Raw genomic sequence first — 14,356 nt, 5'->3', positions numbered from 1 at the left:
CGTCAGCCGCGAACGGCCGGTTCGGGCACGCTCTGCGGCGCGCGAACCGGATCCCCCGGGGACCGGGACAGCGCGCCCGGCCACCAGACCTTTCGCTTCAGCAGCACACTGGCGCTGGTGACGAGGTAGGTCCGGACCACGAAGGTGTCCAGCAGGACCCCGACCGCGATCACAAAGCCCAGTTCCACGAGTTGGACCATCGGCATGCTGGTCAGCACCGCGAAGGTCGCCGCGAGGACGAGCCCCGCCGACGCGATCACCCCGCCCGTCGTGCGCAGCGCGGTGAGAGCGGCCGCCACCGGTTCGGCGCCGGCCAGCGACTCCTCGCGCATCCGGTGCATCAGGAAGATCCCGTAGTCGACTCCGAGCGCGACGAGGAAGACGAAGGACAGCAGCGGCAGGCCCGGGTCGGTGCCTTCGAGGCCGAGCGGTTCGAAGAGCAGCCCGCCGATGCCGAGGGCCGCTCCCCACACGGCGACGACCGCCACGACGAGCAGCAGCGGGGCGACCAGGCTGCGGAGCAGGGCGACGAGGATCAGCAGGACCGAGAACAGCACCAGCGGGACCACGATGGTGGTGTCGCGGGCGTTGGTGTCCTCCAGGTCGAGCTGCTGGGCGCTGGGGCCGCCGACGTAGGAGCCGTCGAGCGCGTCCCGGAGTGCCGTGATGGTGGCCGTCTCCCCCGGCGACTGAGGTGCGTCCTTCGCGACGACGGAGAGCTCCGTCCAGCCCCCGCCGCTGCGGCCGCGTTCGGCGCTCAGGACGCCCTCGGTGCCACGGGCCTCGGCCAGCGCCGCGTCCGCGCCGTCCGTCGGCGCGATCACGGCGATCGGCTGGGTGCCCGTGCCGGGGAACGCCTCGCCCAGCGTGCCCATCGCGGCGACCGCCTCCGGCGTGCTGGTGAACGAGTCCTCCTGCTTGAGATCCCCGGGCAGCGCGAACGAGCCCAGCGCGAGCGCCCCCAGCACCACGGCTCCGCTCACCAGCACACCGACCGGCCGCCTCCCCGCCGTACTGCCCATGGCCGCGAACAGGGAGCGCCGGGCCCTGGGTTCGCTGCCGTACGCCGGGATCAGCGGCCAGAAGACCCGGCGCCCCAGCAACACGAGGATCGCGGGCAGCAGGGTCGTCATGGCGAGCAGGGCGCACAGCACTCCGACCGCCGCCGTGGGGCCCATGCCCCGGCTGCTGTTGAGGTCGGCCGCGAGCAGACAGAGCATGCCGGCCGCCACGGTCCCCGAGGACGCGACGATCGCGGGTCCGCAGCCGCGCAGCGCCGTGGTCATGGCGTCGTACGGGCGCGGGGTGCGGCGCAGTTCCTCCCGGTAGCGGGAGACGATCAGCAGCGCGTAGTCGGTGCCCGCGCCGAAGACCAGGATCGTCATCACACCGGAGCTCTGCCCGGAGACGGTGACGTCGAAGGCCTGGTTGAGGCCGTAGGTCACCGCCAGCGAGAGGGCGTCGGCGACACCGGCGACGACCAGCGGCACCATCCACAGCAGCGGGCTGCGGTAGATGAGGATCAGCAGGATCGCGACGACGGCGACGGTGGTGTAGAGCAGCGGGCCGTCGAGGGAGTTGTAGACCTCGGAGGCGTCGGTGGCGAGCGCACCGGGCCCGCCGACCTCGGCGCTCAGTCCCTCCCCGCCGTCGACGGTGGCCCGGACGTCCCGGACGAAGGCGTCCCTGGCCTCCTCGTCCTGCCCCGGCTCGGTGCTGGAGACGGGGTACATCAGCGTCGTGCCGTCCTCGGAGGGCACGAGCTGTGGCCGCGCGGTCAGCCGGTGCCCGGCGACGACCTCCCCGACCTGGCGGGCGGCGGACGCCCGGTCGGCGGCGGTGAGTCCGCCGTCGCGGTGGTAGACGAGCACGAGGTCGGTGGACTCTCCGCCGGGCAGACGGTCCTGGATCCGGGCGACCTGGGTCGAGTCGGCGTTGTTCGGCAGGTAGTCGACGGCACGGTCGCGCTGCACGTCCCCGAGCTTCCCGGCAAACGCTCCGGCGACGACGAGAACGACAAGCCACAGCCCGAGCACGGCCCAGGGCACGGCGCGTCGTCGTCGGGTCGGTGGCGGTGCGGGCGGTGACAGCTCGGTGGTCGGTACGGGCCCCATGGGTGCTCCCCTTCGTCACGGGTGTCCGGTGGTCGGATCGGATCACCAGACTCCCGCCGCGAAGGACGCGATACGTCGCGCGGCAGGGCGAGATGGGGAGTACTGCGACGGATGGCGCGGAGGACGGATTACTCCCCGGGGAGTACGCGCTCGGGCATTCCCCCGCGCTGGAGGCCGTGATCCGGTGCCGTTTCCGGCAAGCCTGACGGGAGCGGCACTAGAACGGGGTGCGTGCGGTGGCGAGCAGTCGCGCCGTGTCGTCCGCGCACAGTTGCAGCGCGGCGCCCACCGTCGTGAGGACCTCGCGCTCCGCCGTGGTGTAGGGCCCGTCGGCGAGGGCGATGTGCGCGCCCTGGAGCAGGATGGACTCCCGCCCGGCGGCGGCCAGGTGCGGGGCGAGCGGTTCGAGGGCCTCGTGCAGTTCGATGGCGAGCGCCGCGCCGTAGGGCCCGGTGTCGGTGACGAAGCGGCCGGTGTCCGCGGCGAGCGCCTCGATCAGTCCGGTGAGCTGGTCCTCGGTGCAGTCGTCGAGGCCGGCCGCGCGCACGGTGGCGACGGCGGTCTCGCGCACCGGCCGGGAGGAGGTGCCGCCGGAGGCGAGGACGGCGAGCGCGACGGTGTGGACGGCGTCCCGCAGCATCGCGGAGAAACGGGCGGTGGTGGGGTGATCGAGGGCGTCCATGCCGAAGTGCCCGTGACAGGCGGCGCACTCGACGACGGGGCCGGCGGAGCCGCGGGACAGCAGCGGAACACCGAGCAGGGTGAACCGTCGACGGCCTGTGCGCCGCCGGTAGTTGCGGTCGCCTCCGCAGCCGGGGCAGAAGAACTCCCCGTCGCCGACGGTGTTCCACGAAGTGTGAATGCCGCAGACCATCACTTTTCGGCCGAATACCCCACGGTCTGCCCGCACCTCACACCTCCGTAACCGTCCGGCAACATTGCCGCGTTGACGTGATGTTAGCCACACCGGTGTTGTGCCGTCAGCACCCCGGCGGCAGTACGCCAGGACATGGCCGATTTCCCCGCCCTTCACCACGGCGTACGACGGCGCGTTCCGGACGCACCGCGCCCCCGGCCTCCGTGGTGGGAGGCCGGGGGCGCGGTGGAAAAGTGAACCCGCTCAGCGGGCCGCGCGGTTGACGGCCGAGACGACCGCCTTCAGCGAGGCGCGCGTGGTGTTGGCGTCGATGCCGATGCCCCACAGCACCTTGCCGTCGATCGCGCACTCGATGTACGAGGCGGCCTGCGCGGACGCGCCCTCGCTCATCGTGTGCTCGGTGTAGTCCAGCAGGCGGGCGTCCACGCCCACCGCGTTCAGCGCCTCGAAGAAGGCGGAGATCGGACCGTTGCCCGAACCGGTCAGCACGGTCTCGGTACCGTCCACGACCGCCTCGACGGTCAGGGTGTCGATCCCGTCGGTGTCGGTGGTGGTCTGACCGGACCGCAGCTGGATACGGCCCCAGCGAGCCGCGCCGTCCGCCGGGTTCGGCAGGTACTCGTCCTGGAAGACCGTCCAGATGTCCTTCGGGGTGACCTCGCCGCCCTCGGTATCCGTCTTCGCCTGGATGATCTTCGAGAACTCGATCTGCATCCGGCGCGGCAGGTCCAGCTTGTGGTCGTTCTTCAGGACGTAGGCGATACCGCCCTTGCCGGACTGCGAGTTGACCCTGATGACCGCCTCGTAGGAACGGCCGACGTCCTTGGGGTCGATGGGCAGGTACGGCACGGCCCACTCGATCTCGTCGACGGACCTGCCCTGGGCGGCCGCGTCGGCCTCCCGCGCGTCGAAGCCCTTCTTGATGGCGTCCTGGTGGGAGCCGGAGAAGGCCGTATAGACCAGATCGCCCGCGTAGGGGTGGCGCGGGTGGATCTCCATCTGGTTGCAGTACTCGCTGGTCCGACGGATCTCGTCGATCTGCGAGAAGTCGATCTGCGGGTCGACGCCCTGCGAGAACAGGTTCATGCCCAGCGTCACCAGGTCGACGTTGCCGGTGCGCTCGCCCTGGCCGAACAGGCAGCCCTCGATCCGGTCCGCGCCGGCCATGATCGCCAGCTCGGCGGCGGCGACGGCGGTGCCCCGGTCGTTGTGCGGGTGCACGGACAGGCAGACGTACTCGCGCCGGGTCAGGTTGCGCGACATCCACTCGAAGCGGTCGGCGTGCGTGGAGGGGGTCGAACGCTCCACCGTGGCGGGCAGGTTGAGGATGATCTCGCGGCCGGCCTCGGGCTGCCAGACGTCACAGACGGCCTCACAGACCTCCAGCGCGAAGTCCAGCTCCGTGTCGGTGAAGATCTCCGGGCTGTACTGATAGCCGAAGGTCGTCTCCGGGCCCAGGATCTTCTCGGCGTACTCCATCACCAGGCGCGTGCCGTCCACGGCGATCTGCTTGATGTCGTCCTTGGACCCGCGGAAGACGACCCGGCGGAAGGTGGGCGCGGTGGCGTTGTACAGGTGCACGGTCGCGCGGTGGGCGCCCTTCACGGACTCCACGGTGCGCTCGATCAGGTCCTCGCGCGCCTGCGTCAGGACGGAGATCGTCACGTCCTCGGGGACCGCGCCCTCTTCGATGATGGACCGCACGAACGCGAAGTCCGTCTCGCCGGAGGAGGGGAAACCGACCTCGATCTCCTTGTAGCCCATGCGTACCAGCAGGTCGAACATCTCCCGCTTACGAGCGGGCGACATGGGGTCGATCAGGGCCTGGTTGCCGTCGCGCAGATCGGTCGACAGCCAGCGCGGCGCCTTGGTGATCCGGTTCTCGGGCCAGGTGCGGTCGGGGATGTCCACGGCCTCGTACCGGCCGTACTTGTGGATCGGCATCCCAGACGGCTTCTGGGTGTGGGTCGCGTTGGTGACGGGCGTGGGGCGACCGACAGAAGTGTCAGACATGTGCGTGGGGCTCCTCGGTCCTCAAGGATCTGGTACCTCCCACGCCCGGAGGGCGGTGGGGGAGGCCGACGGGGCGAAGCAGCACCAGATCCCGCGGGGAGGGGGTCGGCCTACGACTACAGGCCCTCGCCGCGGCAGCTAAGAAGAAGCAGCCCGAAACGCATGATGAGAGGCAGCCTAACCGAGTGGGGCCGGGACGGCGGTGCTGTCCCAGTATGCGGGACGACTCGTCGGTAACGGCCAAACGGTGATCCATCACTCCATTTCACTCATCATGGTGGCAACTAGTGACAAGCGCGTAACTCAGTGCCACATTGCCAGACATGGCTGACATCCATCCCGTTTTCTGCACGATCGTGCCGCCCCACGTCCTCGACAAGCTCGCCCGGGCGGATGACCCGGCGCTCGCCGGCCCCGCCCGCCGCACCCTGGAGGCGGACGCCGCACAGCGCACGCGCCGTCGGCTGACCACCGTCATCGGCGCCGCCGCCGCGCTCCCGCCGGCCGGCGCGGCCACCGGCCGCCCACAACGCACCGTCCACGACTGCGGCCACGGCACGGTGCTGCCGGGCGAGAAGGTACGCGGCGAGGGCGACGCGCCCGGCAAGGACGCGACCGTGAACCGGGTCTACGCGGGCCTCGGCGCCACGTTCGAGCTGCTGCTCTCCGCGTACGGGCGCAACTCCCTCGACGGCGAGGGCCTGCCGCTGAGCGCGAGCGTCCACTACGACGAGAACTACGGGAACGCGTTCTGGGACGGCGAGCAGATGGTGTTCGGCGACGGGGACGGCGAGATCTTCCTCGACTTCTCGCTCCCGGTCGACGTGATCGCCCACGAGCTGGCGCACGGCCTGACCCAGTACACGGCGAACCTGAGCTACTTCGGCCAGCCCGGCGCGCTGAACGAGTCGATGTCGGACGTGATGGGCTCGCTGGTCAAGCAGTACACCCTCGACCAGACGGCGGACCAGGCGGACTGGCTGATCGGCGCGGGCCTCCTGGCCCCGCGGGTGACGGGCGTGGCCCTGCGCTCCATGAAGGAGCCGGGCACGGCGTACGACGACGACGTCCTCGGCAAGGACCCGCAGCCGGCGACGATGGACCAGTACGTCCGCACGGGCCGGGACAACGGCGGAGTGCACATCAACTCCGGCATCCCGAACCACGCGTTCTGCCTGCTGGCCACGCAGCTCGGCGGCAAGGCGTGGGAACGGGCGGGACGGATCTGGTTCGACACCCTGACGGGGGGTGCGCTGACGGTGGACGCGGACTTCGCGTCGTTCGCGCGGGCGACGGTGTCGGCGGCGACGTCGCGATTCGGGGAGGGGGAGGAGCTGGACGCGCTACTGAAGGCGTGGTCGCAGGTGGGTGTCCCGACGATGACGCCCCGGGAGGTCTGACCTCCCGGCCCACCGGGGCGGGCGCCCGTTCCCGCCTCGGGGCGCGCCCTGGCTTGTCCCGCACGCCGCTGCGGGCCGTGTGCCGCCACGCGGCTCGCACACCCAGCCCCGCCGGCGATTGAGGCGCGGGACCCGGGGCAGAGCCCCGCAACGACCCCGCGCCACGCAGTCTCCTGCGGCCCGGACCGTCCCGCACGCCCTACGGGCATGTCCTCAAACGCCGGACGGGCTGGACATCCAACCCCTTGACCGGGCAACCCGCGCTCGGTGCGGGTGATCAGCCGGCCCAATCCAGCCCCGCCGGCGATTGAGGCGCGGGGCCCGGGGCAGAGCCCCGCAACGAGCCCGCGCCACGCAGCCACCCGCGGCCCGGACCGTCCCGCACGCCCTACGGGCATGTCCTCAATCGCCGGACGGGCTGGAAATGAACGCCCCTGTCACGGCCAGCCCACCAGCCCCACCCCGCCCCGCCGGCGATTGAGGCGCGGGGTCGCAGGGGCTAGAACAGGACCCATGCGTATCCACGTCCACCGCACCGGCGGCTTCGCCGGGATCGAGCGCGTCGCCGAAGTCGACACCACCGGCCGACCCGACGCCTCCACCTGGCACGACCTCGCCGAACAGGCCCTCGCCGGCGACCGGACCGGCCTTCCCGGCGAGGTGGCCGACGGGTTCAGTTACCGCATCACCGTCGACGGGCGGACCGTCCAGTGCGCCGACCCCCGTCTGTCCGAGGCTCAGCGCACGCTGATCTCACGTGTGCTCAAGGAAGGTGCCTGACCGGCTCAGAACCCCAGCTTGCGCAGCTGCTTGGGATCCCGCTGCCAGTCCTTCGCGACCTTGACGTGCAGGTCCAGGAAGACCGGCGTACCCAGCAGCGCCTCGATGTGCTTGCGGGACTTCGTGCCGACTTCCTTCAGGCGCTTGCCCTTCGGGCCGATGATGATGCCCTTCTGGCTGGGGCGCTCGATGTAGACGTTGGCGTGGATGTCCAGCAGCGGCTTGTCCGCCGGGCGGTCCTCGCGCGGCAGCATCTCCTCGACCACGACCGCGATCGAGTGCGGCAGCTCGTCCCGTACGCCTTCCAGCGCGGCCTCGCGGATCAGCTCCGCGACCATGACCTGCTCGGGCTCGTCGGTGAGGTCGCCCTCGGGGTAGAGCGGCGGGCCCTCGGGGAGCAGCGGGGTGAGCAGGTCGGCCACGAGCTGGACCTGCTTGCCGCCGACCGCCGAGACGGGGACGATCTCCGCCCACTCCATGCCCAGCTCCTTACCGAGCTGGTCGATCGCGATCAGCTGCTCGGCGAGGGTCTTGGAGTCGACGAGGTCGGTCTTGGTGACGATCGCGACCTTCGGCGTCTTCCTGATCCCGGCCAGTTCCTTGGCGATGAACCGGTCGCCCGGGCCGAGCTTCTGGTCGGCGGGCAGGCAGAAGCCGATGACGTCGACCTCGGCCCAGGTGGTGCGGACGACGTCGTTGAGCCGCTCGCCGAGCAGGGTCCTCGGCTTGTGGAGGCCGGGGGTGTCCACCAGGATCAGCTGCGCGTCCGGCCGGTGCACGATGCCGCGCACGGTGTGCCGGGTCGTCTGCGGCCGGCTGGAGGTGATGGCCACCTTCTGGCCGACCAGAGCGTTCGTCAGGGTGGACTTGCCCGCGTTGGGACGGCCGACGAAGCAGGCGAAGCCGGCCCGATGGGGGGCCTCGGAGGACTGGGTAGGAACGCTCATGGCGCCCATTGTCCCTGATGTCAGGCGCCCCTGGGCACGCGCGCCCGCGCATGCCTGACTCTGGCCCATACGCCCGCGCCCGCGACGGCCGCGACGAGCACCACGGCGACGAGCCACGGGAGCGCGAAGAAGGTGACACCGGCGGACTCCCGGACGTCCCGCGCACTGGCCGTCAGCCGCACCTCGCCCCACTCCAGCCGGGGTGCGCCCGCCCACCGTTCGGTGAGCCGGATCTTCTGGCGCGGCAGGAGTTCGGAGGGGATTCCGGTCAGCTTCCGGCTGAGCAGGTCGCGTCCGAAGAGACCTTCCGCCTTGAGGGCGACCCGGGGGTTGAGCGTGACGTTGCCTCGGTTGTGGAGGGTGTACGAGATCACGGCGTTGCTCTCGCCGGCGCCCGGCACCAGCGACTGGTCGTGGCTGAGCCGGACGTCCTCGACGGACATCGCGGGCACGGTCGGGCCGTTCACCCGCAGGTAGACGCGGGCGCCGACGGCCTGCCGGATGCCGACGGCGACCGAGCCCGTGGAGGGGCTGATCCGCTCGTCGAGTGCGACCAGCGCGCCGGGGTGGTCACCGGGCTCGGCGGTCTCCGGGACGGTGACGGTGTACGGCACGGTGACCGAGCCACGGGCGGGGACGGTGACGCGGTCGCGTTCGGGCCTGGTCCAGGCGCCGACGCCGCGCTGCTTCTCGTTCGGCGCGCGTACGGCGAACCCGCCGTCCCGTGCGGTGTTGTAGGCGTCCGCCGCGTACAGCCGGAAGGTCAGCGGGGCAGCGCTCTTGTTGGTGACGGTGACCCAGTCGGTCAGGGTGGTGCCGGGCTCGGCCGAGAGATAGAAGTACGGCCGCGCGCCCAGCTGCGACGAGGCGGGATAGACGGACCAGTTGCCGTTGTCCGCGGCCCGGGCCGTCGGCGCCGGGCCGAACAGCAGCAGGGCCAGCAGGGGCAGGCCGAGCAGCGGCAGAACGGCGTACAGCTTGCGCATGAGCTCATCCCCCAGGGACGAGGCGGGCCGACCGGGTGCGCGCCCGGCCCGCCGTTCTTTTCGCCGGCTCAGGTGAGCGTGAGCGTCAGCACGCCGGAGTAGGTGCCGGGTGCGGTGAACGCCGGCACGTTCAGCGAGACCTTGGCGTCGACGGTGAACTCACCACCGGTGACGGCCCCGTTGGGCGTGGAGGCGAGCGTGGCACCCCCGCTGCCGACCGGTCCGGGGGATCCGGCCGCGCAGGTGCTCGGGCTGCCCTGCTTGGTGGCACAGGCCGGCGTCCAGCCGAGCTCACCCGCGCCGATCCTGCCGCCGGGGCCCGTGAAGTCGGTGACCTTGCCCGTCAGGGACCAGCCCGCGGGGCCGCCGCGGAAGTCCTTGACCGTCACCGTCCGCAGATCGCCGCCCGCGGCCCCGCCCGTACCGAAGTCGACCGCCGAGAGTTCGACGGTGTCACCGGCCTGGGACATGGACAGCGTGCCCGCTGCGACCGAGGCGCTGAGCTTCTGGCTGTTCTCCGGGAGCGGTGTGTCGTCGACGACGGTGTACGCCGCCGGCCCCGCGCCCTTCTCCGCACTCCAGGCGCCGCCCTCGTACGCGACGATGCCCGTGGTCGCCAGGTCACCGACCTGGAGAGTGGCGGTGAATCCGCCGGCCGCGTCGGACGTGACCGTCGTTCTGTCGGCGGTCTCGGCCGCTCCGGCCCGTCCGACGACCGTGATGTCGGTGAGCGGACTGAACTTGGCACCGGTGACCGTGACCTCGTCCCCCGGGTTCCCGGAGGCCGTGCCCAGCTGGACGGTGCGCTCATTGGCCCCCGGCTGGTCCGTCGCGACGACCGTCTCGGAGACGGGCGCGGGCGGATCGGTCACGGTGCAGGGGGTGTCCAGCTCCATGATGTAGCTGGTGTGGATGTTGTAGTCGCCGGGCGAGAGGGTGATCGAGCCGGCCGCGGTGACCGTGAACGTGCCGGTCATCGAGAACGGCGGGAACGCTCCCTTGCCGGGCACGGGCGGGTTCTTCTTGGGCCCGGTGACGGTGACGCTGCCCGTCTGGGCGCCGCCGAGCGTGACCTTGCCGCTGGGCGTCATGATGTCGGCCGGGAGGGCGAGGTCGACGGGGTTGCTGGCCGCCGGCTTGGTGACCGTGTAGGTGACCGTGACCGTGTCGCCGACCTTGGGAGCGGCCTTGTCGACGGTGATCTGGGCGGTCGTGGTGCCGTCGATCGGCGGTATGCCCGCGATGGGCGGCGGTACGCAGTGGGTCGGGAAGTCCACCGGCGCGGCGGCCGCGGTGAGCGCGTTCGCCGGTGCGGCGAGTGCCGCGGTGCCGGCGATCAGGGCGACCGCGCCCAGGGCGGCCGCCCAGCGCCGCCGTCGGGCGGATCTTCGGGCAACTGGTCTTCGAGCGGTTGGTCTTCGGGTGTGCGACGCCATGTGATGGCCCCCTTCGGGAGGGATGCAGGGGGCCATTGACGGGTCGCCGTCGCAAGAAGTCAATGCCGTCGAACAGCCCTGCCTGATGACCCATCAGATGCTGTCAAGATCCGGACCGTCCGTCTCGCCATGATCCGCGTATGCGCAGGCCGGAAGGGGAATCGCCGCCACCGGGAAGGTCCGTACCGGGCGGCACGGGTCGCGGGGCCCGGCCGGACCACTCGAACAGGAGCGGGGCCCGGCTCCGCCTCGGCGGGCCGGGCACGGCCGTCTCAGCCAGCGGTGACCGTGGCCCTGAGGCCGCCGTCGGGGCCCGCGAGCAGCACCGGCGTCTGCGGTCCCGCGAGGTCGCGGACCGCCGCACGGTCCGCGTCCGCCACGGCGTCCGCGTCGCCGACGACCGCCGCGGCCTCCAGCGACGTCGCACCACTCGCGACGGCCATCGCGACCGCCGTCTGCAGCGCGCTCAGCTTCAGCGACTCCAGCGCCACCGTGCCCGCGGCGTACGTGCGGCCGGTCTCGTCCCGTACCGCCGCGCCCTCCGGCACACCGTTGCGGGCGCGTACGCTGCGCGCCAGAGTGATGATCTTGCGGTCCTCGGGGTCGAGGTCGGTGCTCTGCGTCATGTCCGCGAGCATAGATCCCAGGCCGGCGCGGGGTCCTGCGGGGCTGCGCCCGGACCCCGCGCCGACGGGCTCGGCGTCAGCCCTGGACGCCCTGGACGAACTTGTCGCCCGCGCGCTTGGCGAGGTCGCCGAAGGCCGCGCCCGCGGCCTTGTCACCGGGAACGTACGCGAGGCGCGCGACGCCGGTGCCCTGGTGCATCACCAGCATGTGCGAGGTGATGCCCTGGCCGAAGCCCGGGATCTCCATCGTCATCTTGAAGGTGTACGACGTCTCGCCGGCCGTGGGCCCGGCGAGCTTCTCGACCTTCACCGGGTACCCGTCCTCGCCCGTCACCTTGAAGCCGGTGCAGCCGTCGAGGGCCGGGCCGAACGCCTTCACGAAGTCCGCGGCACCGGTGCCGGGGAACGTCATGACCTGCTGGCTGAGGATGTTGAAGCCCTTGGCGTCGGTGAAGTCCTGGCCACCGCCCATGGTCGCCCCCGCGACCTTGTCGGCGAGCAGGTCGGCGACCGGCTGGCACACGGGCTTGTCCGCCTTCGGAGGCGCCTCGTCCGTGGCCGGAGCGGCGGCGTCGGCCTTCCAGCCCGCCGGCAGGTCCTTGACCGCCAGCGTGGCGGCCTTCATCTGGGCGGCCGTCAGCACGGTGGCCGGCTTCTCGGCGCCCTTGCCGGCGCCGTCCTTGGCCGTGTCCTTACCGGCCGAGGAGGCCGGCTTCTTGTCGTCGTCCGACGAACCGCAGGCCGCTGCCGTGAGGCAGAGCGCGGAGGCAGTGAGAACTGCGGCCGTGGCGCGGCCGAAACGCGTACGCATGATGCGGTGACTCCCCTGAATTCCCGATCCGACGGGGAGCTTCCCCCCTCCCCTGTAACGCGCAGAGGATACACATTCCTCCAGGTCAGCCCGCGATGGGGTACATCGTGTACGTGTACCCGCCGGGTTGTCCGCGGAACTGTCCGCGGAAATGGCCACCGCGCAGGGGGACTTCGGACTCACCGGGGAGCGGCGCGGGCCGGTGAGACCGGGCGCTCAGCCGCGGTCCAGCCGCAGCCGGACCGCCTTCGGCAGCCCGGCCACCACCAGGTCGTAACTGTCCTCGATCAGCTCCCGGACGAGACGGTCCGGGAGCTCTCCCACCGTCACCGTGTTCCAGTGGCGCTTGTTCATGTGCCAGCCCGGCACGATCGCCGGGTGCTCGGCCCGCAGCTGAACGGCCATCTCGGGCTCGCACTTCAGGTTCACCGTCAACGGCTCCCCGTCCAGCGCGGAGAGCGCGAACAGCTTCCCGGCGACCTTGAACACCGATGTCTCGGGTCCGAAGGGGAACTCCTCGGCCGCGTCGTTGAACTCCAGGCAGAACGCTCTCAGTTCGCTCGGCGTCATGCGGCGTTCTCTCCCTGGGGGCTCTGCGGCACAGGCTCCGCCAGCACCGTGACGATCTTGTTGCGCCGGCCGGCCGGGGACTCGGCGGTCAGGCGCAGCGCGCGCCCGTCCGGCAGGTCGACGGTCGCGGACGCACCGGCGATCGGCACCCTGCCGAGCGCCTTCGCCAGCAGACCGCCGACGGTCTCCACGTCCTCGTCGTCCAGTTCGTCGAGGCCGTACAGCTCGCCCAGATCGCCGATGTCGAGCCGTGCGGTGACACGGAAGCGGCCGTCGCCCAGCTCCTCGATCGGCGGCAGCTCCCGGTCGTACTCGTCGGTGATCTCGCCGACGATCTCCTCCAGGATGTCCTCGATGGTGACGATGCCGGCCGTGCCGCCGTACTCGTCGATGACGACGGCGACGTGGTTGCGCTTCTGCTGCATCTCGCGCAGCAGGTCGCCGGCGTTCTTGGTGTCGGGCACGAAGACGGCGGGCCGCATCGCGGTGGAGACCAGATCGGCCTCCGCGTCGCGGTTGATGTGCGTCTTGCGCACCAGGTCCTTGAGGTAGACGACGCCCACGATGTCGTCCTCGTTCTCGCCCGTGACGGGGATGCGCGAGAAGCCGGAGCGCAGGGCCAGGGTGAGGGCCTGACGGACGGTCTTGTAGCGCTCGATGGAGACCAGGTCGGTGCGCGGCACCATCACTTCGCGCACGAGGGTGTCACCGAGCTCGAAGACGGAGTGCACCATCCGGCGCTCGTCGTCCTCGATGAGGGACTCCTGCTCGGCGAGGTCGACCATGGCCCGCAGTTCGGCCTCGCTCGCGAACGGGCCCTTGCGGAAGCCCTTGCCGGGCGTGAGCGCGTTGCCGATGAGGATCAGCAACTGGGGCACCGGGCCCATGATCCGGGCCAGCGGCAGCAGGACGTACGCGGCGGCCGTCGCCGTGTTCAGCGGGTGCTGGCGGCCGATGGTGCGCGGCGAGACGCCCACGGCGACGTACGAGACGAGGACCATCACGCCGATGGCGACGGTCAGCGCCTCCCAGGTCGCGGAGAACTCCTGAAGACAGGCGTAGGTCACCAGGACACCCGCCGCCATCTCGCAGGCCACCCGCACCAGCAGGGCGACGTTCAGATAGCGGGTGGGGTCGGCGGCGACCTGCTCCAGCTTGTCGGCGCCACGGCGGCCGGAGCGGACGGCCTCGGCGGCGCGGAAGCTGGAGGTGCGGGCGATGCCCGCTTCCGCGCACGCGGCGAGCCACGCGACGACGACCAGCAGGACCGCGCCGAAGACCAGGGGGGCGCTCATGAAACGGTCGGCGCCGGGGAGGGGCCGGTGTGGCCCTTCTCCGCCCGCCAGCCATCGATGATCGCCGCCTGGAGGCCGAACATCTCGGCCTTCTCGTCCGGCTCCTCGTGGTCGTACCCCAGCAGGTGCAGCACGCCATGGACGGTCAGGAGCTGGAGCTCCTCGTCCATGGAGTGCTGCGTCGGGGCTTCCTCGCCCTGCTTCTTGGCGACCTCGGGGCAGAGCACGATGTCACCGAGGAGCCCCTGCGGGGGCTCCTCGTCGTCCTTGACCGGCGGACGCAGCTCGTCCATCGGGAAGGACATGACATCCGTCGGACCCGGCAGGTCCATCCACTGGATGTGCAACTGCTCCATGGCTTCGGCGTCCACGACGATCACCGAGAGCTCGGAGAGCGGGTGGATACGCATCCGCGCGAGGGCATAGCGGGCGACATCGAGGACCGCCTGCTCGTCGACCTCGGTTCCGGACTCGTTGTTGACGTCGATCGACATGGTGCGC

13 protein-coding genes are annotated in these 14,356 nt (G+C 71.3%); 2 read left to right on the top strand and 11 right to left on the bottom strand.

From position 1 onward, the window contains the following. Positions 1-2 precede the first annotated feature (2 nt). The 3 genes from RPQ07_RS24950 to leuA all read right to left on the bottom strand — a co-directional run bounded on the left by RPQ07_RS24950 (position 3) and on the right by leuA (position 5,004). Positions 3-2,114, bottom strand: coding sequence for an MMPL family transporter (locus RPQ07_RS24950; protein WP_313946407.1), 2,112 nt, complete (start codon positions 2,112-2,114; stop codon positions 3-5). Positions 2,115-2,331: 217 nt separating this feature from the next. After that, positions 2,332-2,988: a TerB family tellurite resistance protein gene (locus RPQ07_RS24945; RefSeq protein ID WP_313949019.1), complete on the bottom strand. Its 657-nt coding sequence runs from the start codon at positions 2,986-2,988 to the stop codon at positions 2,332-2,334. 246 nt (positions 2,989-3,234) lie between these two features. Next, positions 3,235-5,004 carry a 2-isopropylmalate synthase gene (leuA, locus tag RPQ07_RS24940; RefSeq protein WP_313946406.1) on the bottom strand — a complete coding sequence of 590 codons (1,770 nt, stop codon included), beginning with the start codon at positions 5,002-5,004 and terminating at the stop codon, positions 3,235-3,237. A 323-nt stretch (positions 5,005-5,327) separates the two neighbouring features. Between leuA and RPQ07_RS24935 the strand changes: the two genes are divergently transcribed. Further along, positions 5,328-6,404, top strand: coding sequence for a M4 family metallopeptidase (locus tag RPQ07_RS24935; RefSeq protein WP_313946405.1), 1,077 nt, complete (start codon positions 5,328-5,330; stop codon positions 6,402-6,404). A 513-nt stretch (positions 6,405-6,917) separates the two neighbouring features. Then, a complete protein-coding gene (locus RPQ07_RS24930; RefSeq protein WP_313946404.1) occupies positions 6,918-7,184 on the top strand; it encodes a protealysin inhibitor emfourin in 267 nt (88 codons plus the stop codon). Positions 7,185-7,189: 5 nt separating this feature from the next. Here the strand turns inward: RPQ07_RS24930 and era are convergent, their stop codons facing one another. The 8 genes from era to ybeY form a co-directional block, all read right to left on the bottom strand. Beyond that, complete coding sequence (era, locus tag RPQ07_RS24925; protein WP_313946403.1) at positions 7,190-8,140, bottom strand: GTPase Era; 951 nt, start codon at positions 8,138-8,140, stop codon at positions 7,190-7,192. Between the two features lie 11 nt (positions 8,141-8,151). Continuing rightward, positions 8,152-9,117: a WxL protein peptidoglycan domain-containing protein gene (locus RPQ07_RS24920; protein WP_313946402.1), complete on the bottom strand. Its 966-nt coding sequence runs from the start codon at positions 9,115-9,117 to the stop codon at positions 8,152-8,154. A gap of 68 nt (positions 9,118-9,185) precedes the next feature. Then, entirely contained in the window at positions 9,186-10,553 is a 1,368-nt protein-coding gene (locus tag RPQ07_RS24915; RefSeq protein ID WP_313946401.1) for a beta-xylosidase, read from the bottom strand. Between the two features lie 272 nt (positions 10,554-10,825). Continuing rightward, complete coding sequence (locus RPQ07_RS24910) at positions 10,826-11,179, bottom strand: cytidine deaminase (RefSeq protein ID WP_313946400.1); 354 nt, start codon at positions 11,177-11,179, stop codon at positions 10,826-10,828. A gap of 76 nt (positions 11,180-11,255) precedes the next feature. Continuing rightward, positions 11,256-11,990 (bottom strand): hypothetical protein, encoded by a 735-nt coding sequence (locus RPQ07_RS24905; RefSeq protein ID WP_313946399.1) that lies wholly within the window; start codon positions 11,988-11,990, stop codon positions 11,256-11,258. 216 nt (positions 11,991-12,206) lie between these two features. Continuing rightward, complete coding sequence (locus RPQ07_RS24900) at positions 12,207-12,560, bottom strand: MmcQ/YjbR family DNA-binding protein (RefSeq protein ID WP_313946398.1); 354 nt, start codon at positions 12,558-12,560, stop codon at positions 12,207-12,209. Continuing rightward, positions 12,557-13,855 (bottom strand): hemolysin family protein, encoded by a 1,299-nt coding sequence (locus RPQ07_RS24895; protein ID WP_313946397.1) that lies wholly within the window; start codon positions 13,853-13,855, stop codon positions 12,557-12,559. Before RPQ07_RS24895 ends, RPQ07_RS24900 begins: the two co-directional genes overlap by 4 nt. Continuing rightward, on the bottom strand, positions 13,852-14,349 hold the full coding sequence (gene ybeY / locus RPQ07_RS24890; protein WP_313946396.1) for an rRNA maturation RNase YbeY: 498 nt from the start codon (positions 14,347-14,349) through the stop codon (positions 13,852-13,854). Before ybeY ends, RPQ07_RS24895 begins: the two co-directional genes overlap by 4 nt. Positions 14,350-14,356: the final 7 nt, after the last annotated feature.

Origin of the sequence: Streptomyces sp. AM8-1-1, assembly GCF_032229325.1 — a bacterium.
In the GTDB taxonomy this organism is placed as follows: Bacteria; Actinomycetota; Actinomycetes; order Streptomycetales; family Streptomycetaceae; genus Streptomyces; species Streptomyces achmelvichensis.
The sequence above is the reverse complement of the archived record's forward strand: the minus strand, read 5'-3'. Positions and strand labels throughout refer to the sequence as shown.